This is a genomic window from Endozoicomonas sp. ALB115, assembly GCF_049310245.1.
Lineage (GTDB): Bacteria > Pseudomonadota > Gammaproteobacteria > Pseudomonadales > Endozoicomonadaceae > Endozoicomonas.
Window position 1 is genome coordinate 25,893 of the sequence record NZ_JBLYZG010000017.1, and the last position, 21,906, is coordinate 47,798.

The 21,906-nt window shown below is 51.0% G+C and carries 19 protein-coding genes; 4 read left to right on the forward strand and 15 right to left on the reverse strand.

The genetic code is table 11. The features are described from left to right. The first annotated feature begins 27 nt into the window (after positions 1-27). On the forward strand, positions 28-480 hold the full coding sequence (locus ACO6VE_RS10275; RefSeq protein ID WP_422450861.1) for a hypothetical protein: 453 nt from the start codon (positions 28-30) through the stop codon (positions 478-480). 50 nt (positions 481-530) lie between these two features. Here the strand turns inward: ACO6VE_RS10275 and ACO6VE_RS10280 are convergent, their stop codons facing one another. The 13 genes from ACO6VE_RS10280 to ACO6VE_RS10340 form a co-directional block, all read right to left on the reverse strand. Next, positions 531-1,241 carry a sulfite exporter TauE/SafE family protein gene (locus ACO6VE_RS10280; RefSeq protein WP_422450862.1) on the reverse strand — a complete coding sequence of 237 codons (711 nt, stop codon included), beginning with the start codon at positions 1,239-1,241 and terminating at the stop codon, positions 531-533. Further along, positions 1,228-1,404 carry a cbb3-type cytochrome oxidase assembly protein CcoS gene (gene ccoS / locus ACO6VE_RS10285; RefSeq protein WP_422450863.1) on the reverse strand — a complete coding sequence of 59 codons (177 nt, stop codon included), beginning with the start codon at positions 1,402-1,404 and terminating at the stop codon, positions 1,228-1,230. Before ccoS ends, ACO6VE_RS10280 begins: the two co-directional genes overlap by 14 nt. 2 nt (positions 1,405-1,406) lie before the next feature. Then, positions 1,407-3,983, reverse strand: coding sequence for a heavy metal translocating P-type ATPase (locus ACO6VE_RS10290; RefSeq protein WP_422461155.1), 2,577 nt, complete (start codon positions 3,981-3,983; stop codon positions 1,407-1,409). After that, complete coding sequence (locus tag ACO6VE_RS10295; RefSeq protein WP_422461157.1) at positions 3,983-4,618, reverse strand: FixH family protein; 636 nt, start codon at positions 4,616-4,618, stop codon at positions 3,983-3,985. Before ACO6VE_RS10295 ends, ACO6VE_RS10290 begins: the two co-directional genes overlap by 1 nt. 3 nt (positions 4,619-4,621) lie before the next feature. Next, the gene (gene ccoG / locus ACO6VE_RS10300; RefSeq protein WP_422461159.1) at positions 4,622-6,025 is read right to left on the reverse strand and encodes a cytochrome c oxidase accessory protein CcoG; all 1,404 of its coding nucleotides are present in this window, start codon (positions 6,023-6,025) and stop codon (positions 4,622-4,624) included. Positions 6,026-6,182: 157 nt separating this feature from the next. Next, positions 6,183-7,079: a cytochrome-c oxidase, cbb3-type subunit III gene (gene ccoP, locus ACO6VE_RS10305; RefSeq protein WP_422450870.1), complete on the reverse strand. Its 897-nt coding sequence runs from the start codon at positions 7,077-7,079 to the stop codon at positions 6,183-6,185. A 2-nt stretch (positions 7,080-7,081) separates the two neighbouring features. After that, positions 7,082-7,300 (reverse strand): cbb3-type cytochrome oxidase subunit 3, encoded by a 219-nt coding sequence (locus tag ACO6VE_RS10310; RefSeq protein WP_422450871.1) that lies wholly within the window; start codon positions 7,298-7,300, stop codon positions 7,082-7,084. Next, positions 7,300-7,914 carry a cytochrome-c oxidase, cbb3-type subunit II gene (gene ccoO, locus ACO6VE_RS10315; protein ID WP_422461161.1) on the reverse strand — a complete coding sequence of 205 codons (615 nt, stop codon included), beginning with the start codon at positions 7,912-7,914 and terminating at the stop codon, positions 7,300-7,302. The genes ACO6VE_RS10310 and ccoO overlap by 1 nt, the downstream gene beginning before the upstream one ends. A gap of 5 nt (positions 7,915-7,919) precedes the next feature. Further along, on the reverse strand, positions 7,920-9,377 hold the full coding sequence (gene ccoN, locus ACO6VE_RS10320) for a cytochrome-c oxidase, cbb3-type subunit I (protein ID WP_422450873.1): 1,458 nt from the start codon (positions 9,375-9,377) through the stop codon (positions 7,920-7,922). Between the two features lie 680 nt (positions 9,378-10,057). Then, the gene (locus tag ACO6VE_RS10325; RefSeq protein ID WP_422461163.1) at positions 10,058-11,287 is read right to left on the reverse strand and encodes a hypothetical protein; all 1,230 of its coding nucleotides are present in this window, start codon (positions 11,285-11,287) and stop codon (positions 10,058-10,060) included. Between the two features lie 180 nt (positions 11,288-11,467). Further along, positions 11,468-12,316 (reverse strand): hypothetical protein, encoded by an 849-nt coding sequence (locus ACO6VE_RS10330; RefSeq protein ID WP_422461165.1) that lies wholly within the window; start codon positions 12,314-12,316, stop codon positions 11,468-11,470. A 528-nt stretch (positions 12,317-12,844) separates the two neighbouring features. Then, positions 12,845-13,771: a Dyp-type peroxidase gene (locus tag ACO6VE_RS10335; RefSeq protein ID WP_422450878.1), complete on the reverse strand. Its 927-nt coding sequence runs from the start codon at positions 13,769-13,771 to the stop codon at positions 12,845-12,847. A gap of 371 nt (positions 13,772-14,142) precedes the next feature. Next, positions 14,143-14,892, reverse strand: coding sequence for an SPRY domain-containing protein (locus tag ACO6VE_RS10340; protein ID WP_422461167.1), 750 nt, complete (start codon positions 14,890-14,892; stop codon positions 14,143-14,145). A 68-nt stretch (positions 14,893-14,960) separates the two neighbouring features. On the opposite strand from ACO6VE_RS10340, the gene ACO6VE_RS10345 reads away from it, so the two are divergent. The 3 genes from ACO6VE_RS10345 (at position 14,961) to tusA (ending at position 16,941) form a co-directional block, all read left to right on the forward strand. Continuing rightward, on the forward strand, positions 14,961-15,107 hold the full coding sequence (locus tag ACO6VE_RS10345) for a hypothetical protein (protein WP_422461169.1): 147 nt from the start codon (positions 14,961-14,963) through the stop codon (positions 15,105-15,107). Between the two features lie 182 nt (positions 15,108-15,289). Further along, positions 15,290-16,630: an MATE family efflux transporter gene (locus ACO6VE_RS10350; RefSeq protein ID WP_422461171.1), complete on the forward strand. Its 1,341-nt coding sequence runs from the start codon at positions 15,290-15,292 to the stop codon at positions 16,628-16,630. 32 nt (positions 16,631-16,662) lie between these two features. Further along, on the forward strand, positions 16,663-16,941 hold the full coding sequence (gene tusA, locus ACO6VE_RS10355) for a sulfurtransferase TusA (protein WP_422450883.1): 279 nt from the start codon (positions 16,663-16,665) through the stop codon (positions 16,939-16,941). 44 nt (positions 16,942-16,985) lie between these two features. On the opposite strand, the gene ACO6VE_RS10360 is transcribed toward tusA, so the two are convergent. Both ACO6VE_RS10360 and ACO6VE_RS10365 read right to left on the reverse strand, forming a co-directional pair. Continuing rightward, entirely contained in the window at positions 16,986-18,143 is a 1,158-nt protein-coding gene (locus ACO6VE_RS10360; RefSeq protein ID WP_422450885.1) for a hypothetical protein, read from the reverse strand. Between the two features lie 299 nt (positions 18,144-18,442). Beyond that, positions 18,443-21,727, reverse strand: coding sequence for a hypothetical protein (locus tag ACO6VE_RS10365; protein WP_422461173.1), 3,285 nt, complete (start codon positions 21,725-21,727; stop codon positions 18,443-18,445). Positions 21,728-21,906: the final 179 nt, after the last annotated feature.

The window sequence follows — 21,906 nt, forward strand, 5'->3', positions numbered from 1 at the left end:
GTCACTGATCAGACAGGAGGAGTAATTATGGGTGCAGACATACATATGTATGCTGAATTCAGAAATAGTGTCGGGCAATGGGAAGAAATCCCGGGTTACGAACCTTTTTCAGATCGCAATCGTCATGTCTTTTCATTTTTTTCCGAGGGTTTTGTCAGAAGCGATTATGACTGGGGCTCCTGGCATGTTACTCCGTATCCCATTATTGAGGAGGCTCGGGGGCTGCCCGGAGATGTCAGTCTTTCCATCAAGGCCAAGTCTGATGAATGGGGAACGGGTGGATCTGGCCACTCCTGGCTGTCTGTTGATGAATTGGTTTCTTACGACTACAACAAGCCTTTAAGAGAAAGGGGCGTTGATGTTCCCGAAGAGTTTGTCAAGCTTACGATCAGGGAATCGTTGGGGGAAAAGTATTTTTTGGAGTTGGCTGAGTTGCAGAAGCAAAAAGCGGAGCGCCTCGTCTTTTGGTTTGATTTCTGATTCAAAACTTTAAGAGCCTCCTAGGAGGCAGAACTTTTTTTTTCCTTTTATCACATATGGTGATGGTGCAGCATGGACATCAACCACCTCTGGTGTGCGCCGGGCATAGACCACAAGCCAAAAAGGATAATCAGCAACCCCGCCAGGTTGCGGGTGATACTGGCTTGGATAATGCCGCTGAGCTGTCTTGAGAACGCACCAAGCAGGAACACTGAGGGTATGGTGCCTATACCAAATGAGGCCATTAACAGCGCACCCTGTACCGGTTTTCCCTGAGTGGCGCTCCAGGCCAGGGTGCTGTAGACCAGGCCGCAGGGTAACCACCCCCAGAGCATGCCAATGGCGAGGGCATTGGGAAAGTTTTTGATGGGCAGCAGTGCTTTGGCCTTGGGCTGGATATGTTGCCAGAGCTTATGTCCGATCTTTTCCAGATGTGTCAGACCACGCCACCAACCGGTCAGATAAAGCCCCATGGCGATCAGCATAATGGCCGCAAAATAGCGCAGTCCCATCTTTACTTCCGGGCTGATACCGCCCAGGTACCAGCCAATGCTGGCCAGAAGGAGACCAGCGATGGCGTAGCTGGTAATTCGTCCGAGATGATAGGTCAGCATCAGCCAGAAGATCTGTGCACGGGACTTGCCTGCCAGGGAGAGGCTGAGGGCGGAAGTAATGCCGCCACACATGCCGATACAGTGGGCGCTGCCCAGTATGCCCAGGGTTAATGCGGAAAGTAAGGTGGGGACTTCATTTATGGTCATGTGAATCAGCTTTTGGTATCTGTTGAGGCTCATCAAAAAGAATGCTGTGGGCTGGCCCTTCAAGGTCGTCAAACTGACCGTCGTCTACTGCCCAGAAAAAGAGTTTGATCGCTACAGCGATCAGGATCAGGGCCAGAGGGATCAGAATAATCAGGCTTTCCATGGTCAGGCAGCTCCTCTGGGTTCAAGGTGGGCGTAAACTTCTTCTGACTCGGTCGGTGCTTTGGGCAGTTTTCCCGGGCGGTTCAGTCGCAGGGCGTTGGCCACCACGATCAGTGAGCTGAGCGCCATGCCGGTAGCGGCCATCCATGGGGCAATCATGCCTGCTGCGGCCAGGGGCAGGGCGGCAAGGTTGTAGCCAAGGGACCATGCCAGGTTTTGCCGGATAATTTTCCGGGTTCTTATGGTCAGGTTAAAGGCATCGGCCAGTCGCTCAAGGTTGCCGGAAATCAATACTGCATCTGCACTGGTGCGCGCCAGGTCTGAGGCGTTGCCCATGGCCATGGAGATATCCGCCCCCGCCAGAACGGGAACATCATTGATGCCATCACCAACCATCAAGACTTTGTGGCCCTGACTCTGCAGCGTCTGGATATAGCGCAGCTTGTCATCCGGGCTGCTTTCAGACTTCCATTGCCGTATACCCAGGGATTCAGCGGTTGCCGCCACCACCGGCTCGGCATCACCACTGAGCAGGGTTACGGTTTTGCCCATCTGTTGCAGCCGTTGGATTGTGTGGGCGGCCTCAGGGCGCAGGCTGTCGGTAATCCTGAACCAGCAGAGCGGTTGCCAGAGTTTCTGGTCAGTACTTTCTGACATCAGCAACCACTGTCCATCCTGTTCTGGCGTTGCCACATTGCCGGATGGACAGACAAAGTCGGGTCGTCCGATGCGGTAAAGGCGGTTGCCAATGGTGCCTTCTATCCCCTGGCCAAGATGGTTTTTCACCTCGCGAGCCTGCTCATGCAATGACTCAACGGTGTAGAAAAAGGCTCTGGCGATAGGGTGTTCAGAGTGTGCTTCCAGGGCTGCTGCCCGCTGAAGCAACGCTTCTTTTGAACTGTTGCCGTTATCAAGAGAAACCACCTGGCTTAACGACAGTTCCCCTTTGGTTAAGGTGCCGGTTTTATCAAAGATCACATGGTCGATGGTTTTCAGGCCTTCCAGAACATGACCACGGGTCACCAGCAGGCCAAGGCGGTGCAGATAGCCGGTAGCCGCAGTCAGGGCGGCAGGGGTGGCCAGGGACAGGGCGCAGGGGCAGGTCACCACCAGAACCGACAGGGTAATCCAGAACGCGTCTTGTGGCGCAATGCCGGACCAGCCCCAGTACACACAAATGGCCACCAGCAACACACAGGCAACAAACCAGCCGGCCACCTTATCGGCAATTTTCGCGATGGCGGGCTTATCCTGCTGTGCCCGTTGCAGCAGCTGGATAATGCCGGCTACCCGGGTCTCTTCGCCTACTTTGCTTACCTTAAGCTCAATGGGATGGTCCACATTGATACTGCTGCACAGCAGTGTGTCACCACGCTGCTTTTCGATGGGCAGGTACTCTCCGGTCAACATGGCTTCATTCACGCTGGTGGAGCCACTGATCAGAATGCCATCTGCGGGAATGGCATCGCCGGGAAGAATTCTAACCTTGTCGTCTGGTTGCAGATCGGCCACCGGGACGCGCTGATAGTGACCGTTGACTTCTTTCAGGCAGCTGGGCGGCAGCAGATTGGTCAGCGCCCGTGCAGCCCTGGCGGTTGCATGGCGGGCACGAAGCTCAAGGTAGCGACCGGTCAGCAGGAAGAAGGTAAACATGGAAACGGAGTCGTAGTAGACTTCGCCAGAGCCCTCAGCGGTGGAATAAATAGAGCCATCAGCGATGGAATAAATAGAGCCATCAGCAAGGAAATAAACGGAGAAGGTTGCCCACAGGCTGGCCAGATAAGCGCCACCAATGGCAATGGATACCGGAACATCCATGCCGAGATGCCGTATTTTGATATCCCGCCAGGCCGCCTTGAAGAAGGGCGCAGCAGAGTACAACACCACAGGCGTGGCAATCACGGCGCTGAAGATCCGGATCAGGTCCCGGTAAATGTCCGGCATATCGTCACTGATGGCACCGGAATAGAGGGCGATGGCATACATCATCACCTGCATGGCACCAATACCGGCAATGGCAAGCCGTCGTATAAAGGTGCGGTTTTCGTTTTTCAGCAGGGCTTCCTGCTGGTCGGCACGCCAGGGGAACGCTTTGTAACCGATTTTGTGAATTTCCAGCAGAATGGTACTTAAGGGGATTTCGCTGTTATCCCAGGTGATCTGTGCCTCATGGGTGCTGAGGTTGACACTGGCCCGGGCAACACCCGTCAATGATTCCAGATGGTTTTCCAATAACCAGATACAGGCGGCGCAGGTGATGCCGTCTATCAACAGACTGGCAGTGAGGTGGTTATCCTGGCTTTGGGAAGCCGGGCCTGCGGGTCTGACAAAATCCTTTTGCACCTCTGCACGGTCATAGATCTGCAGTTCTTCCTGAAGTCGCTGATTCAGGTCAGTGACCTGGTTGGCGCTTTCGGTACGGTGCCGGTAATAATTCTCCAGACCGCCGGCCACGATGGCCTCGGTCACTGCCTTGCAGCCCGGGCAACACATGGGCTGCAGTGTGCCTTCAACGTCTGCAAAAAATACCACCGGCTGGCTGACCGGCAGTGTGCAATGAAAGCAACGGGTATCGGTCATCAGGCATCCGGGTTTTTCAGGGTAGTTGGGGTTCCCGGTGAGACGACGGCCTCCAGGGTGATCTTCCAGCCGGTCTCATAGCCCACTTCCGGAATCAGCTCATCCAGGGTTTCCAGTTGCAGGTAGTAACGACCGGTAACCAGGGCGTCCAGCTGGCCAACATACATTGGGTTTTGCCCGGGTTGTGCCGGGTTAGAATCTGCGGCTGATTTGGCGCTGATGCCAAAGGAGCGGTTCAGCACAATGGTTCTGTCTTTGTCTTTAAATACCGGAGAAAGAAAGCTGAGTTTTAGCTGCCCGGGCCACACCTCCGGATTTCCCTGCATCGTCACCCGGACTTCGCCGATCAATTCATCAATGGTCAGTGTACCGGCAACGGCCAGGCTTCGGGCATTTTCAATCCGGGTCATGTCCTGGTTGATGGTTTTGCCGTTTTTGTAATAGTCATCAATCACCACGCTGTCCTGATGGGTAAAGGCGGTGTAGACCTGAAAGCCGCCCCAGGCAAAGGTGACCAGCAAAATAACCACGATGTACCAGGCCCAGGGTTCCCGGTACCAGGGGGTAAAAGGTTCCCTGTTGGTGGCAGGCTGGCCTCCTGCCGGGTTATCTCTGCTGGTTGCTGATTGCGTCATGCTTCAGGGCTTCCTCTCTGGTCCGGGCACCATAAATCGGCTTTCAGCGGTAATTGCTTCCAGTCCGGGCTGGCTGGAACTGATGCTGAAGCGAATCGGCCGGGTGCTGGGGGCTCCATCAATTAACGGCGCGATAACCCTGATGATTTCCTGCTGCACACTGCCCGGCTCTGCCACAATGGCGGTTCTGCCCGCTATTTTCAGATTCTCGATACCAGCCACCTGTATTTTGATGAGATGAGGTTGCTGGTCTTTGTTAGCGACTTTCAGTGTGTAGATATTTTCTACCTGGTCATCATTTATGACCCGGAAAAGGACATTTCTATCCCTGAGTACTTCCAGCTCCAGCGGAATTCGATGGCCAAGGCTGAACATAAACAGGCAGATCATAATGAACAGTGCTGAACTATACCCGATCAGGCGGGGACGAAGCCAATGGGTCTTCTGGCCGGCAAGTTCGTTATCGGTGGTGTAGCGAATCAGGCCTTTGTCGTAGCCCATTTTGTCCATGATGGTGTCGCAGGCATCGATACAGGCGGCACAGCCTATACACTGATATTGCAGCCCATCACGGATGTCGATACCCGTAGGGCAGACTTGTACGCAGACACTGCAGTCCACACAGTCCCCCAGCCCCATGGTTTTGTGATCAGCGCTTTTCTTGCGTGGGCCACGCTGCTCACCGCGATGCTTGTCGTAAGCTACCACCAGGGTATCGTTATCGAACATGACGCTCTGGAAACGGGCGTACGGGCACATGTGAATACAAACCTGCTCCCGCAGGTAACCCGCATTGCCATAGGTTGCCAGGGTGAAGAAGCCGAGCCAGAAAATACCCCAGGGGGCAACATCGAAGGCGGCGATGTCCAACACCAGTTGCCGGATGGGAATGAAGTAACCGACAAAGGTGAGCGCCGTAGCAAAAGCGATACTCACCCAGAGTAAGTGTTTGGCACTCTTGCGCAGAAATTTCCCGCCGGACATGGGCTCTTTGTCCATCTTCATCCTGCGGTTGCGCTCACCTTCCGTGATGCGTTCTGCCCACATAAATACCCAGGTGAAGACGCTCTGGGGGCAGGTGTAGCCGCACCAGATTCGTCCGGCAAACACCGTCAGTGCAAACAGGCCAAAGGCGCAGATAATCAGTAGCCAGGACAGCAGGATAAAGTCCTGGGGCCAGTAGGTGGTGCCAAAAATATGAAACTGCCGGGCAGGCAGGTCAAAGAGCACGGCCTGACGGCCATTCAGATTGATCCAGCAGGTGCCAAAAAAAAGCAAGAAGAGAAATGTACCGCCAGCCAGACGAAGCGTTCGGAAGTGGCCCGAAAAGCTTCTGGTGTAAATCTTTTCAGGCTTCTGATACAAGTCGATCAGTTCCGGTTCCTGGTTGGCATTGTCTGTGTTCATAGAGCCCAAATATACCGTTAAGGTTTTATTGGAACCACAAAGGCACAAAGGCACAAGGTTTTTTCAGGCTTGCCTGAGCTGGGCTTAGCAAAAAAAGCGCCCTTTGTGTCTTTGTTCCTTTGTGGTTCATAGTTTTTTGTCCCTGCGCCTGAGCAAATCATTCAGCCTTGTGGGTCAGGCTGTAAACGTAAGCCGTCACCAGATGAACCTTCTCTTCACCAAGAATATCGTTCCAGGGTGGCATAACGCCGTTTCGTCCCTTGCGGATGGTGTATTCCACTTGCGCCTGACTTGATCCGTACAGCCAGATATTGTTGGTCAGGTTCGGAGCGCCCAGGGCATGGTTACCGGTACCATCGGCGTTATGACAGACGGCACACGTCGTACTGAAGATCTTTTCGCCAGCGGCCAGGTCCGCTTCGCTGGCACCGCTGTCAATACCAGACAGTTCACGGGTATAGCTGGCAACCTGCTTCACGCCGGTATCACCGATCACGGCACCCCAGGCGGGCATTTGTCCCTGACGACCGTGGGCAATGGTGGCCTTGATGGCGTCCGGAGTGCCACCGTAGAGCCAGTCGTTGTCAGTGAGATTCGGGAAACCGAAGTTGCCACCGGCATCCATACCGTGACAGAGGGCACAGTTGTTGATATAGACCCGCTCACCCATTTTCAGAGCCCTGGGGTTGTTAATCAGCTGTTCAACCGGAGTGGCGGCGTAACGGGCAAATTCAGGGGCATATTTGCGGTCATGCTTGAGTTGATCCTGTTCCAGCTCATTCACCTGAGTCCAGCCAAGGACGCCTGTCCACTTACCCATACCCGGGTAGAGAATCAGATAGCCGACAGTGAATACCAGGGTGGCGATGAACATGATAAACCACCACTGCGGCAGTGGGTTATCATACTCCTCAATGCCATCATAGGCGTGACCGGTGGTCTCATCGGTCATATCCCTGCGCTGGCCCTTGCGAGTTGCAAACAGAACCCAGGTGACCAGTACAAGGCAGGCGGTGGTCAGCAGAACAATCCACCAGTGCCAGAAATTACTCATCGTTATACAGCTCCTCTTTTCTGGGAGTTCTTATGGGTTTCCCGGTGGCTGCCTGTGGCATCGGTATTCTCAGCACCCTCCTGCTGGTCATCAGCAAATGGCAGGGCGGCGGCTTCATCAAAGTCGCCTTTACGTCGGCTGCCGTAGGCCCAGAAGACCACCGATAGAAATGCGACCAGGGCGACCAGTGTCGCCAGTCCTCGAATCGTATTGATATCCATCAGCGCTTACCCGAAATAACTGTGCCCAGTCCCTGGAGATAAGCCACCAGGGCGTCCAGCTCGGTTTGTCCTTTGACGGCATCCCGGGCACCGGCAATATCTTCATCGGTGTAGGGAACACCCAGTGTCCGCAACGTTTCCATCTTTCTTGCGGTCAGCTTGCCATCCAGCGTGTTCTCTGCCAGGAATGGGTAGGCGGGCATAATGGACTGAGGCACCAGATCACGTGGGTTAATCAGGTGGGCACGGTGCCAGTCATCGGAGTAACGGCCGCCAACCCGGGCAAGGTCCGGACCGGTACGCTTGGAACCCCAGAGGAATGGGTAGTCATAAACGGATTCGCCAGCCACCGAGTAGTGGCCATAACGCTCCACCTCGGCACGCAGCGGACGAATCATCTGGGAGTGGCAGCCTGCGCAGCCCTCACGGATATAGATATCACGGCCTTCCAGCTGCATGGCGGTGTAAGGCTTCAGGCCCTCCACGGGCTGAGTGGTCTCTTTCTGGAAAAACAGCGGGACGATTTCCACCAGGGAGCCAAAACTGATGGCAACGACCACCAGTATCGCCATCAGGCCCAGGTTCTTTTCAACAATATCGTGTTTGCTCGCCATTATTATTATCTCCCTTCAACCGGCGCAGTGGTCGGGTTGAGTTCGAGGGACTCTTTATCGGAAGAGGGCTCCTCCGACTCTCTGGCAGTGCGGTAGACGTTATAAGCCATTGTCAGCATGCCAAGAACAAAGAAGGCACCACCAATAGCACGGACAATGTAGCCGACGCCGCTGGCTTCTACGGACTCAATAAAGCTGTAGGTTAACGTGCCGTCTTCGTTCACTGCACGCCACATCAGGCCCTGGGTGATACCGTTTACCCACATGGCAACGATGTAAAGAACGGTGCCGATGGTGGCCAGCCAGAAGTGCATATTGATCAGGCCAACGCTGTACATCTGTTCCTTGCCGTACAGCCTTGGAATCAGGTGATAGAGCGAACCGAATGACACCATGGCTACCCAGCCCAGGGCACCTGAATGCACATGACCAATGGTCCAGTCGGTGTAGTGGGACAGGGCGTTAACGGTCTTGATGGCCATCATCGGGCCTTCGAAGGTGGACATGCCATAGAAAGAGAGGGAAACCACCAGAAAACGCAGGATCGGATCGGTCCGCAGCTTATGCCAGGCACCGGAGAGGGTCATGACCCCATTGATCATGCCACCCCAGGACGGTGCCAGCAGCACCAGTGACATAACCATGCCCAGGCTCTGGGCCCAGTCCGGCAGTGCGGTGTAGTGCAGATGGTGCGGGCCGGCCCAGATGTAGATGGCAACCAGCGCCCAGAAATGCACGATGGACAGACGATAAGAGTAAACCGGACGCTCCGCCTGTTTGGGCACGAAGTAATACATCATGCCCAGGAAACCAGCGGTCAGGAAAAAGCCTACCGCATTGTGGCCATACCACCACTGGATCACGGCATCCATGGCACCCGCATAGGCAGAGTAGGACTTGGTCAGGCTAACAGGTAACGAAGCACTGTTAACGATATGGAGCACGGCAACCGTAATAATGAAGGCACCAAAGAACCAGTTAGCCACATAGATGTGCTTACTCTTGCGCTTTATGATGGTGCCAAAGAAGACCAGCGCGTAACTGACCCAGACAACGGCGATCAGAATATCAATGGGCCATTCCAGTTCGGCGTACTCTTTGGAAGAGGTAATACCCAGGGGCAGAGTAATGGCTGCCGCAACAATCACCAGTTGCCATCCCCAAAAGGTGAAAGCGGCCAGCCGCGGCATGGCCAGTGTCGCCTGACAGGTTCGCTGGACGATGTAATAGGACGTTGCAAACAGGACACAGCCGCCAAACGCAAAAATCACCGCATTGGTGTGCAGTGGCCGCAAGCGTCCAAAGCTGGTCCAGGGTAAGCCCAGGTTGAGTTCGGGAAAGACCATCTGAGAGGCAATCAGCAGGCCTACCGCCATACCAACAACTCCCCAGACCACGGCCATGATGGCAAACTGCCGAACTACTTTGTAGTTATAGGTCGGCTGTAACGTTGCAGTGCTCATGCTCCATGTTACCTTCGGGTTATGCTTATAAGATTTGATGGTTATTGTGGGTAAACCGAAATGGGATTGTATTGATACGGATCAATATCCGGTCAAAAAATGAGCCAGTTGCTTCTGTTCAAAGGTAGGGGGTTACGCCCCGGGAGTTGCAGACTTTTTCCAGGAAAAAGCGGAATGTGTGTGCTGTTTTTTAGCGTTTTTTCCTTATGATAGTGCTTGTTTAGTTAACTACCCTGGCCCCGTTGCCAGAGCACTTGAGTGCACAACTCCATTGGAAAATCAAAAGCACCCCTGCTTTCCCCTTGCCAACCTTCTAAACAGGCTTTGCTGTACCGACAGTTCTGACTTTCTTATGTCCTCATCTGGTTATCGGGAGCATATACTCCGCCGATCCCGCGGCAATCATACAGAAATATAAGAGTGGCTGCTAATGCTTTTTCGGTCTTTACTGGTGTGTTCTGTCAGCTTTTTTAAGAGCCGGGTACCTGGCTGGATTGCCCGGCACCGGTGATGATGACGGACAGCCAGTCAGGGATATGTCACGGGGCAGGGGGCTGGCAACGGAACCTTCCACCCAGTGAGATATCCCCGGGTTCTGCAATTTTCCGGATAGCCTCCCAAGCTAATGGATCAGATTGACCCAAACGTCAGTTTGTCTATCTGATCCGTAAACGCCTGGTTCAACCGGATTGATTGGACTCCGCCAGCCATAAGGCAATTCTGGCAAACGGTGGCTCAGCCTTGTACTTATTGGCAGTCTCGCTTTTGAAGAACGTTCTGGTGAAATCATCACTACCTTTCAGGCCCTTAGCGGCAATCTCGTTGCTGAGTTCTTTCTGCTCGTCAGCCTGGCCATGGTTCAGTATGCTGTGTGCTTTGGCTAAATGTGTAAGATTCTCCGGATTGATACCAAGTTTGGCAAATTTGTCTGCAAATATTGAATTTCTTGCGACAAATGAAACCAGCAAGGCTGCATCATTGGTCAGGGTAGCGCGGTTGTCTGCACCCTGTCTGGCCAGTAATTGTTTCAGGTGATACGGTTGATTACCCTGCAGCAGTTTAGTGATGTCTTCATTATTGCCCAGCATGTCGATCAGCTCTGAGTCGGAGTCGAACAGCTGTTGTTGTAACGCCATGATCTCTTTTGCCAAATTATCTGCACACAGCTTCTGCCGTGGGTAGATCAGGCTTCCAGTTAGCTTGCTGACTTGTTCCCGGTCGAATTGGTCAAAAGTTATTGACTCTTTGAAGTTACCGATTCCGGTATTGCCAGCGATCTGCATTTTGGCCATCCTTAGTGCATCTTTCAGTTGATCCATTTCTTTCGTTTCAAAGTTTGCTTCCGAGAATTGGGAGTCAATAAAACTATTCATTAACTGATCCCGAAAAAAACTGAAATTTTGCGATGTCATGCCATAGCCCGGAGGCAGGGTAATCGGATTATCGTTGTCCATGTCGGCGCTATCCTTTAACTTCTGGCAGTCATCCTGATTGTCAGGATTCTCATGCAGTTTGCTGTTAGCAAACGCTTTGAGGGAATCAATATCATGGCAGTTGGTGAGGGTCAGGAGGATTTGAATGGCTTTGAGCTGGGTGGACTCTTGAACCAGGATATTATCCAGATTAAAAGCACTGGTGAAATTTTGGCACATTAGTGCAATATCGCTAGCGTCAAGCCCTCCAGTATCTGGCTTTTCAGTACCTGTCTTTTCAGTTTCAGACTTTTTAGCATTCAGGATGACCGATATATTCTCGTTGAATGCGTTCAATCGGGTTGCCAGCATTTCGGCTCCCGGCTGATTGTCGAAGCTGTCAGCCGTAAACTGAGGGACTGATTGTGCTGCTGGGGCCGGTTGTTCGGTTGATTGAGTTGATAAGGGTAATGGGACTTTTGCAGATTCAACGTGCATGTAACCACCTGTTTCGTAGGAGTTTTGTTGTTATGGTTTATTGTCAAAACTGGCAATGTTTTGGGTATAAACCGGTTGGTCTTTGTGTCCATCTGCCTGCGTTGCAGCAATCCGGACACTATCGTAGACCATTGACTACCGAATTAGTTTCATTAAGCTGTCTGGAGAGAGTGGCATTCCTCACTTTGGCTTTGGATGAGACATAACGACAAGCAGTAACCTTTTCTCCAGAGGTGTAGCCAGATGCTCTCCAGTTTCAACCGGAACATACTTACAATCAGCACCTCGATGAACAAGATGACCCTGATTGTTTGTGAAAGCAAAACCACCACCGTTAAGTGGGTATTCGTGCTCTTCATCAGTCCCCTCATCAGCAAAGAATGAAAAAATAGAACCCGTTTTAATTTTTGCTGTTTGCAATCCTCCTCCTGTGTAATACGGAGCATTCTTTTTAATAACCGAATCATCATTCATCAACATCACGAGGCTATAATCCCCCCCGTCACGATGCCATCTACCTCCAGATATACCTTTTCTGGAAATGTAATTCCGTAATATCGACACCCGGGATATGTCCATTGGCTGATTATGCAATGAGAATTGCCTGGCCAAAGTCTCTACACCTTCTCTTGCCAGTTTAAACAATGCCGGATGACTGGTCTGTAATTGATGTTCAAAGCTTTTCTGATCAATAATCTGACATTGATGATCAAATTTCACTGTTGTTTTGGTTTTACCATCAATCCGAACTAAAGGAAGAGCGTATTGTGAATTATTAATTCCTCTTACCACTTGTGAGCAATATTTGGATTTCATAGATGAAGAAGAGGAATTTTCAATAAAATAAGCAGAATCTTTCTTTATAGCCTCGTTGGCATTTTTAAACGTTTCCTCACCGACAACCTTATGTACAGTCCAGAATTTATCCCCGAATTTAACATCCACCGTTGCAGTTGAAGTAGAGGCCTCTTTCGTTGCAGGAACAGCCATTGATCGCTGGAAATTAACGTCAGAAGAGAGTGAAATCATTTTTTTTAACTCCAAATGAATATGCTTGTAAGCGACTAACGATTCGTGACTGGTTATTTAACCTGAGTAGTTAACGATTTTCTTTCGCATAAATCACTAACCAGTAAGTCAGTTATGGTAACAATGTGATACCTGCAATTATGTAGAACATTAGTACTCATAAAACCTGTTATATTGTCACTGTATCCCGTGCTCCACAGGATTTCAGGCTTAATTACCGTCCAATAAATTTGGTTAAATCCTGATTGCGACAGGCGAGCCTGAGAATGTGGGAAGTTTTATAAACTGAAATCATTCGTTGAAATCCAGTGGGTTCGACTCCCATCCGTTAAAGATTAACCAATGGATTGACTCTAAATGGATTTCATTGGGTTAACTGCTTAACATTCGATTATTACTCCTCATTCCGCCTTGCCCAGATGCCTGGAATGGTTTGTTCGTTATCATATTTAGAAAGCGTAACGGGTATGAAAAAATTCATCAGAAAGCACCTCAGAAGAGGTGCTGACAGTGGTTACTGATTTTCGCTCAATTATTCAATGCCAAAAATTCACGAGAGGGCGCAAAGAAAGCACAGCCAGTGACTGGCGTTGAAAAATTCATCAAATGATCATAGTGACCATGGGCATCGGCTTTAATCATCGCTTTCAGCATCAGATTAAAATGTTTTGGTGTCTTGCCATAGGCAATAAAGAACAGGCCTGACTCCCTGGCGTCACCATAAGGCATACTATGGCGGAGAATCTCCATACTGTTGCCGTGTTCGTCTTTCAGGTTGACCCGTTTGATATGGGCTATGGGAGCCTTCTGTTCAGCACTGAACTCAATATTATCCTCCTTGGTGCGCCCCATAATGGTTTCCTGATCTTTCAGCGGACACTGTTCCCACTCTTTTAAATGGTGAACATAGCGCTGGGTGTGGATATAGCTGCCCCCTGCAAACGGGCTATCCTCTTCCCCCACAAGCGCGACATCTGCACGGTGCTCACCTTCAGGGTTTTCTGTGCCATCGACAAATCCGGTCAGATCACGGCTGTCCAGATACCGGAAACCGCTGATGTCTTCCTGAACCTGCACGTTATTGCCCAGCAGACGAAGCACCTGGCTCATCAGCAGAAAATTAATATCCTTTCGGTCTGAGCGAATGTGCAGCAGCAAGTCGCCGGGAGTTGCAGGCGCTTCCCGATCAGCGTCTTTGATGGCCATAAAAGGGCGCAGAGCCCCGGGTTTGCTGCCGGAATAAAGCCGGTCCCAGGCAGCACTGCCAATACTGATGGTTGAGCTGAGCCTGGCATCGGGGTATTGCCTCGCCAGAGTTTCAGTAAGCTCTGGAATGCCGGAGAGCGTCTGGCGGATTTTCAATAGACTATCGCTGTCGTTTTCTTTGATCGTCAGTATCAGAAATTGAGCGTTGGTATTGGCATCCGGAGTGATGCCGGACTGAGGCGTTGGCATGGTCTTGAACCTTGAAAGTCTATGTATCGAATAAAATCGGTGTCTGGTTGTGGTGGTCTGATCATTATATTAAGTAGTTGGCCAAATGGAATCGTATATTTCTGGCTAAGTGGGCAGTTGCTATGCAAGGCGCAACGTAGGGAGCATAGCCGTAGCTATGTGACCGGAGTTGCAACGCCGCACGACTGCATGGATGCAGGAGATAGAGCAACGCAGGAGCAGTTGCCGGGAGTGACTGACAACTTAGTCAGAAATATATGATTTCATTTGGTTAACTACTTACCACCACGGAGCATTTGTTACTGTCAGGGATCAATGTTGTATAGACGTCAGGGGTGAATCATTTTGGTGATGAAAGCAACCAGTGAAGATTATTCACTCTGCGGGTGAGTATTTTCATCAATGCTATCAAGGTCAGTTATTGATTTGTCAGCAATGAGTCTTTTCAGTCCCGGAGAGGTAGGAAGGTGGTCGATCTGCTCTGCAAATTCCAGCCGGTTTCTTAATGCCAGTTTTGACAGGTCTTGCAGCAAGAGAGGAGTGGGGTTACAGCCTTTGTTATAGGCGACTGAGATTTCTGCGTCCCCCCAAACAGAGGAGACAGCCAGGAAAACGGTTTTATGTTTTAGCCCAGAAAACGCGTCTCCCAAATATTTCTCGTTGGTTTTGAAGCCGATTGTTCCTGTATTCATATCTATTATGCAGCTTATTTTGCTGGGTGCAGTAAATACCCCATCCGCTTTGTCTTTGGGGTAATTGCCCATGGTTTGGCCGTTATGAATCAGTTTATTGTTTTTTATGTCCCAGCCCCAGGAGGACTCTGTGCTACCAAGAAGATTGGTATAAAAGATTTCATTTTTAGGGGTTCCTGCCAGTGCAACCCCAATCACTGCATAAGATCCTCGCATCTTTGTCGGCCATTCAACATCCAGAATATGTATGCCTTTTGAAAAGCCGGTATCTGACATGGCAAGGTCGGTACTCTGGAAAACAGGTTCACGATGTAATTTTGATGGCACCCCATCGTTGATGCGAATATTGTGACTGCTTTTGTTCGGATCCCAGGTGGTGCAGATAGAGACGCAGGTATACTTATTTCTTTTCATGCCTTCCAGACGCATGCCTGTGGGGCTGCACTTGGGCAATGGAACCATTTGCCTGACACTCCTTCCTTCCCGGGTGTTTCCGGTTGCTGCCTGTTGTCGGCAGGGAGACACTGTTTCCTGTCGGTGGTTATGTTCTGCTGAGGCCGGTGGACTGGTTTGAGAAGGGATATCTGGCAAACGCTTTGGCCAACACGGCAGACAATGTGAAAAAAGACTTTTCAGGTTCATGAATTGATTCTTGCAGTTGCAAATTACTTAACAGTTAGACAGCTTTAGAATGAAAAAGTTCTTATTCTTACTGCTATAGGAGAAAATGGTGTAAGTGATGAACGTGAATGATTACTTATTTCTGTTCATAAAGACGCTCTATAAAATACTCCCTTGTGATTAAGGCGCAGAAGGAGTTGACCCCTTGCTATCGGCTTCGGCAACTTATCAGCGGGTGTGGCATTTTGCCTGGCCTGCCATTATTTCCAATATTTCGGTACCGCTGCTGGGGCTGGTGGATGCGGCTGTCCTTGGTCATCTCTCTGCACCGGAATATCTGGGAGGTGTTGCCGTTGCGGCAACCCTGTTCAGCATGATTTTCTGGGCTTTTGGTTTTCTGAGAATGGGGACCACCGGGCTGGTTGCCCAGGCAAAGGGCCGCAATGACCGTTACGCCCTGAGAAAGTGGCTGTTACAGTCGGTGGTTTTTGCCGCTCTCACAGGCTTGCTGCTGATTCTCTGCTCCCCGTTGATTTTACAATTGGCGTTGCCTTTATTTGCCGCCAGTGATGTGGTGGCGAGGCAGGCTGAAATCTACTTTCAGGTCCGGATATTGTCGGCACCAGCCGTATTGGTTAACTATGCGTTGATTGGTTGGCTGATAGGAATGCAAATGCCGAAGGGGCCATTGCTTATCCTGGTTGTGGGGAATGCCGTCAATATTGTGCTGGACCTGTTGCTGGTCCTTGGTCTGGGCTGGGCAACCCGGGGTGCCGCGTTGGCAACGGTGATTGCTGACTATCTGGCGCTGGCTCTTGGGTTGTTGCTGGTGAGGCGAATTCTGGCCGGTGATGATGGCCAGTTCAGTGCTGACATGGTGTTTGATATGGCTGCGTTTCGTCGGCTGATCATGCTGAATCGCCACTTGTTTGTCCGTACATTGTGTCTGTTATCAGTACAGGCATTTTTTACCGCCCGGGGCGCTCGCCTGGGGGATGAAGTGCTTGCTGCCAATGCGCTGCTGATGAATCTGATGGTGCTGATTTCCAATGGCCTGGATGGATTCGCGCACGCAGCTGAAGCCCTGACCGGTGAGTCCATTGGCAAAGGTGATCGCCGACAGTTTCATCAGGTAGTGCGGGTAACCGGCTGGTGTTCCCTGATCTGTGGCGGGCTGTTCTGTCTGTTGCTTGGCCTTGGGGGGAAGGCTTTGCTGGGTTGGTTGACCAATATCCCGGAGGTTGCAGAACAAGCGTCTGTTTACCTGCCCTGGCTGGTAGCCATGCCGCTGATTGCTGTTTGGTGTTTCTGGTTGGATGGCGTCTTTATCGGCGCGGTCAGAACCGATATGATGCAGAGCACGATGCTGATCGCCACGGTTCTGGTGTTTCTCCCGGTCTGGTTCCTGTTTCGTGATATGGGAAATCAGGGCCTGTGGCTTGCTTACACGGTTTTTATGGCCGCCCGGGGCCTGGGACTGATCTGGGTGTATCGCCATTTTAGTAACAACGATGTCTGGTTTGCAGCCCGACATGACCTTTTATGAGGAGCTGGTTTGAAAGACTGGTTTAACGTTTGATGTCAGACATGTTGCTTGAAGAGAACGCTGGCACTATTGAAGTACAGCATGAGCTGGATACCTGTGGCCTGTTCTGTCCGGAGCCGGTGATGCTGCTGCATAATAAAATCAGGGATATGGCTTCCGGTGAGGTGGTTCGGGTATTGGCGACTGACCCTTCCACGAAACGTGATATCCCCAAATTCTGTAATTTTCTGGAGCACCAGCTTCTTCAGCATCAAGAGACGGATGCTGTTTTTTCTTACTGGATCAGAAAGAAAAAGGTGGAACTGGTTTAAGTGCCCCTTGAAAATATCAAAGGGCACCACGGAATCGGATAGGCTTAAGCCATTGCCGTCAGATCTTCAGGCAATGGTGCCAGGCTATTAATCAGCGCGTCAGCAGCACTGCTGGCGGCGGATTTTGCGCCGCCTTGATAATGCTCTCTAACCATTGCATCACTGCGCTCCAGACCCATTGCAAGGGCAGTGCTGTCTGAGAGTGCTGGATTGTCTGCCTGCGCCTGTGTTTTCAGTGACAAAATCTGGGCAGCTTTCAAGTAAGACTTCAGGTGTTTCTCCGTGTGGTGCGTGATGATTGAAGCCAGCACCATTGCTTTTGTGGTCATCTCAGATACAGGGTGGGATAACGCCTGAATTAATTGCTCCATTTGGTCTTCTGGAACGTTGCCCTGTAAAGCGCGGGTCAGGTTTTCCTTATTGGTGAAATGCTGTTCTAAATCACTGGATTTATTCAGAAGTTCTTCTCTTGCCTGGCTGAAAATCTCAGGATTAGGGTATTTGAAATGAGCAGAAAAAGTGGCCAGGTCTCCAGCTGTTTCAAGCTTCAGTTTCATAATTTGTGCCTCGATACGGCCTATATCGCCACCTGATGTTATCTGATTCTTTAACAGCATCAGTGCATCTTTAACGCGTTGCTGCTTATCTTCCTGAAACCACGCTTCGATTTGCTGTTCTGCAAAGCCCTGCCGTTCAATGCCCATGCAATAAGAACCTGACTCGGACTTGATCTGATTATCTTCCCTTGAAATGGCTCCCAGATCTCTTTCCAGTGCTTCTAGTGTGGGTTCTTCACTTGTTGCACCTGATGGATCCTCAAGCAGAAGGACTTTTTTGAAAATATTATTTTGAATGTTACAAACTTGCTGAAGTTTTGAAATACCCTCAATACTGGCAAGATTACACTGGGCCAGAGCAAGAGCCGCGAAATTACGATTATCCTGCTCTATGCAGCGGTCACTGTCGTCAGCGTTATGAGAAGGGGCAATACCCCTGAAAAGATCAAAGATTGCATCTATCACGTAAAGGTTATCGCTTAACAGGCTCTCTGCCTTTTTTAATCGGTCTGAAAAAACATCCTGGAGTGTTTGAAGTTCCGGGTTTACGGCGGCTTTCTCAGTCTGGGTATTTTCTGTGGTACTGACAGGTGATTTCGCCCCTGTTAATGGAGTTGGTATGAGTTGCGCAGAAGATGAAATCATTGTTGGTTCTCCTCAAATATATGGCATTAATTGGTGCGAGAATTTCTATTTGATTGTTTGCATGCAGAACAATGCTGTGAGTATGACCAGTCAGACATTAATTAGTTCCGGCTGAGTTTTTGCAGGAAGAAGCCACTTCTCAGAGATGATGTACCATTGCTATATGCTGCAAGCACCGCAGCAGGGGTAACTTTTCGTCCCTGCAATGGCTTGTTGCCCCAAAAAGCATCCTCAAGACATTGGCCAATAAATACTGCGATTTGACCTGAAAATGATTATCAGGTTCCACTCATGGTGTGTCAGGGTGAGCTGAAGCTTATATATTGACTTGCAAAGACTGCGCATCCATCAGGAGAATCACTGATAAAGGCATTTTCTCGTTTAAACAGTAAACAATCCAGTACACTGTCTTCGGAGCGGCATTGTTCAAACCATGAGCCTAAAGCCTTACGCAGATTGCTGCCTTCAGGAAAATTCTTAAGGTATTCCAGTACCTGATCTTTATGGATCTGTCGTTCATTAACAGGCTGGCCGGTGATACAGCAGTGTGCCAGGAAGAAAAAATGGATTTGAGATTTCTGAAATGAGCACCTGAGGGTTTGGATGGATTGCCATACCTGTGCTGCCGACACTTTTTGATGGTCAATTGGTAGTTCAAGCTGCATAGCTATGAATTGCAGAATACATTGCAGGCGACGTTGCTCTTCTTTGACCGGTACGCTGTTTAAGATTTGCCAGGCCTGGTGAATGATCTCCTGAGCCTCTTTGATGGCATTGTACCGTTGAGATTGAACCAACCTTTGTATCAGGTATTCGGCTTGCTTTAACGAATAATTCCCGAGGGCTTTATTAAACGCTGATAATACTTTCTGGTTATCCAGATAGCTGCCATTCAATGCTCTTTCATTCAATGCCAGCAGAGCATAAAAAATAGCGCTTTCGAACAACCAGCCACCGCGTTGAAAGTCCTTGACCACCGCATCCGGTGTAACCGGCTGGCCAGCTAATGGAAGGCCTTTCAGGCAGCATTCCGCTTTGAAGCGCACTAACCCCAGTTTGCCTTCCGGATTATCCGGGAAAGCCGTAACGACCAGATCCGGGATGAGCTGCTCGCCATTTAACGGCAGGCTCCTGAGACAGCAATCTGCTTTGAAGCGCGCTATGCCCAGTTTACCTTCCGGGCTATTCGGGAAACCCTGAACCACCTCATCCGGTGTGACCTGCCTGCCATTCAACGGCACGCCTCTCAGGCAGCATTCTGCTTTAAAGTGCGTTAACCCCAGTTTGCCTTCCGGGCTATCCGGGAACTTCTTGACCACCGCCTCCGGTGTAACCCGCCGACCACTTAACGCCAGACCCTTCAGGCAACATTCTGCGCTAAAGCGTGCTATCTCAAGTTTGCCTTCCGGGCTATCCGGGAAAGCCTTAACCACTGCCTCCGGGGAGACCAGCCGACCATTTAGCGTCAGCCCCTTCAGGCAACATTGCTCTTTAAAGCGCGCCAGCGCCATTGTTGCTCTGGCTGTCTGATAACCCTGAACTACCGCCTCCGGTGTGACTGGCAGGCCATTGAGCATCAGGCCCCTCAGGCAACATTCCGCTTTGAAGAATGCCAGCCCCAGCGTGCTTTTCGGACTATCGGGGAAATCCCTGGCCGCCTCATCCGGCGTGACCTGTCGGCCATTCAACAACAGGTTCTTCAGGCAGCATGTGGTTTTGAAGCGTGCTCTTGCCAATTTGCCTTCCTGAGTATCCGGGAAACCCTTAAGCACCAGGTCCGGAGTGACCTGTCGACCATTCAACTGCAGGCCTGCCAGACAACATTGTTCCTGAAAGCGCGCAAGCTCCAGGGTTGCTCTGGCTGCCTGATAATCCTTGACTACCGTTTCCGGCGTGACCGGCTGGCCATTCAACGAAAGGTTTTTCAGGCAACATTCCGCTTTGAAGCGAGCTATTCCCAGTTTGCCTTTCGGGCTATCAGGGTAAGCCCCGGCCACTTCATCCGGCGTGACCGGCAGGCCATTGAGCAACAGGCCCCTCAGACAACATTGTTTTTTGAAGAGCGCGAGCTCCAGTATTGCTTTAACTGCCTGATAATCATTGACTACCTCATCCGGCGTGATCGGCTGGCCATTTAACGAAAGGCCCCTGAGGCAACATTCCGCTTTGAAGCGTGCGGGCTCCAATATTGCTCTGGTTGCACGATAATCCCTGGCTACTGTATCCGGTGTCACCTGCTGGCCATTCAATGGCAGCCCCTCCAGGCAACATTCCTCTTTGAAGCGCACTATCCCCAGCTTGCCTTCCGGACTATCCGGGAAACCCTTGACTACCGCATCCGGTGAGACCTGCTGGCCATTCAACGCCAGGCTTTTCAGACAACAGTCTGCTTTGAAGCGGGCCAGCTCCAGTGTTGCCCCGACCGACAGATATTCCCTGACCACTGTATCTGGTGCGACCTGCTGGTGGTTTAACGGAAGGCCTTTCAGGCAACATTCCGCTTTGAAGCGCGCCAGCTCCAGTGGTGTCCTCGCCGCCTGATAATCCATAACCACCTCATCCGGTGTCACCAGCTGGCCATTTAGCGGCAGTTTTTGCAGGCAACATTCCGCTTTGAAGCGGGCCAGCTCCAGTGGTGTACCGGCTGCCAGAAAATCCTTAACCACTGCATCCGGTGTGATCTGCTGGCCATTCAATGGCAGACCTTTGAGGCAGCAGTGTTGCTTAAAGTGCGCTAGTTCCAGTATTGCCCTGATCGCCTGAAAATCCTTAACCACCTCAGCTGGTGTGACCTGCTGGCCATTTAACGGAAGGTCCCTCAGGCAACATTCCCCCTTGAAGCGCGCCAGCTCCAGTCTTGCCCTGATTGCCTGATAATCCCTGGCCACCGCATCCGGTGTGACCTGCTGGCCGCACAACGTCAGGCCCCTCAGGCAACATTCTGCTTTGAAGCGCGCTATCCCGAGCCTGCCTTCCGGACTGTCCGGAAAAGCCTTGACCACCGAATCCGGCGTGACCTTCTGGCCGAACAATGCCAGGTCCTGCAGACAACAATGTTGCCTGAAGCGTGCCAGCTCCAATGCTGCCCCGATTGCCCGAAAATTCTGAACCACCGTTTCCGGTGTTACCCGCTGACCATTCAACAGCAGGCCGTTCAGGCAACATTCCGATTTGAAGCGTGCTATCGCTATTTTGTACTTATGATTTCGACCTGGCTTGCGGTTGAATTCCCGAATGACCTGGTCCGGGGTGACTTTTTTATCATCATAAAGAATGTTCTCTAAGCAGAGTTTTAGCAGGAAGAAACCACCTCTAAGCGATGTGGTGTCTCTTCCATAGGCTGTGAGCACATCAGCCGGGGTGATTTGGCGTCCTTGTAATGGTTTTTTTTCCCAGAAGGCGTCTTCAGTACATTTGCCATGATCCGGGGGGGGAGCTGTGCCTCTACTGTAAGATGGATGGTTTGCAACTTTTTTACCGTTAAAGGCCCTTCCGGGTTGGTCAGTAAACCGGCTTGAGCCAACAGGTCGGTTATACCGGCCAGCAGGTTTTGGGTGGGATCTGGTTGATGCTGTGGCTGGCAAAATAAACCCTTCACGCCAAGACAATAAATACCGTCATTGGACTTCGAAATAGCGGTTAGGTTCCGTTTACGGTGTATCAGGGCAAGCCGGAAACATGAGACAAGACCCGTTCCTGATTGCATGGCAATCATCTTGCGTAACCAGAAATTTTCGGCAGTGGAACTTTTTTCTGGGCCAGG

What these genes read in the sequence shown, in the direction of transcription:
- ACO6VE_RS10275 (WP_422450861.1), top strand. Translation starts at nt 28, where the DNA reads ATGGGTGCAGACATACATATGTATGCTGAATTCAGAAATAGTGTCGGG.
- ACO6VE_RS10280 (WP_422450862.1), bottom strand. Translation starts at nt 1,241, where the DNA reads ATGACCATAAATGAAGTCCCCACCTTACTTTCCGCATTAACCCTGGGC.
- ccoS (WP_422450863.1), bottom strand. Translation starts at nt 1,404, where the DNA reads ATGGAAAGCCTGATTATTCTGATCCCTCTGGCCCTGATCCTGATCGCT.
- ACO6VE_RS10290 (WP_422461155.1), bottom strand. Translation starts at nt 3,983, where the DNA reads ATGACCGATACCCGTTGCTTTCATTGCACACTGCCGGTCAGCCAGCCG.
- ACO6VE_RS10295 (WP_422461157.1), bottom strand. Translation starts at nt 4,618, where the DNA reads ATGACGCAATCAGCAACCAGCAGAGATAACCCGGCAGGAGGCCAGCCT.
- ccoG (WP_422461159.1), bottom strand. Translation starts at nt 6,025, where the DNA reads ATGAACACAGACAATGCCAACCAGGAACCGGAACTGATCGACTTGTAT.
- ccoP (WP_422450870.1), bottom strand. Translation starts at nt 7,079, where the DNA reads ATGAGTAATTTCTGGCACTGGTGGATTGTTCTGCTGACCACCGCCTGC.
- ACO6VE_RS10310 (WP_422450871.1), bottom strand. Translation starts at nt 7,300, where the DNA reads ATGGATATCAATACGATTCGAGGACTGGCGACACTGGTCGCCCTGGTC.
- ccoO (WP_422461161.1), bottom strand. Translation starts at nt 7,914, where the DNA reads ATGGCGAGCAAACACGATATTGTTGAAAAGAACCTGGGCCTGATGGCG.
- ccoN (WP_422450873.1), bottom strand. Translation starts at nt 9,377, where the DNA reads ATGAGCACTGCAACGTTACAGCCGACCTATAACTACAAAGTAGTTCGG.
- ACO6VE_RS10325 (WP_422461163.1), bottom strand. Translation starts at nt 11,287, where the DNA reads ATGCACGTTGAATCTGCAAAAGTCCCATTACCCTTATCAACTCAATCA.
- ACO6VE_RS10330 (WP_422461165.1), bottom strand. Translation starts at nt 12,316, where the DNA reads ATGATTTCACTCTCTTCTGACGTTAATTTCCAGCGATCAATGGCTGTT.
- ACO6VE_RS10335 (WP_422450878.1), bottom strand. Translation starts at nt 13,771, where the DNA reads ATGCCAACGCCTCAGTCCGGCATCACTCCGGATGCCAATACCAACGCT.
- ACO6VE_RS10340 (WP_422461167.1), bottom strand. Translation starts at nt 14,892, where the DNA reads ATGCGTCTGGAAGGCATGAAAAGAAATAAGTATACCTGCGTCTCTATC.
- tusA (WP_422450883.1), top strand. Translation starts at nt 16,663, where the DNA reads ATGTCAGACATGTTGCTTGAAGAGAACGCTGGCACTATTGAAGTACAG.
- ACO6VE_RS10360 (WP_422450885.1), bottom strand. Translation starts at nt 18,143, where the DNA reads ATGATTTCATCTTCTGCGCAACTCATACCAACTCCATTAACAGGGGCG.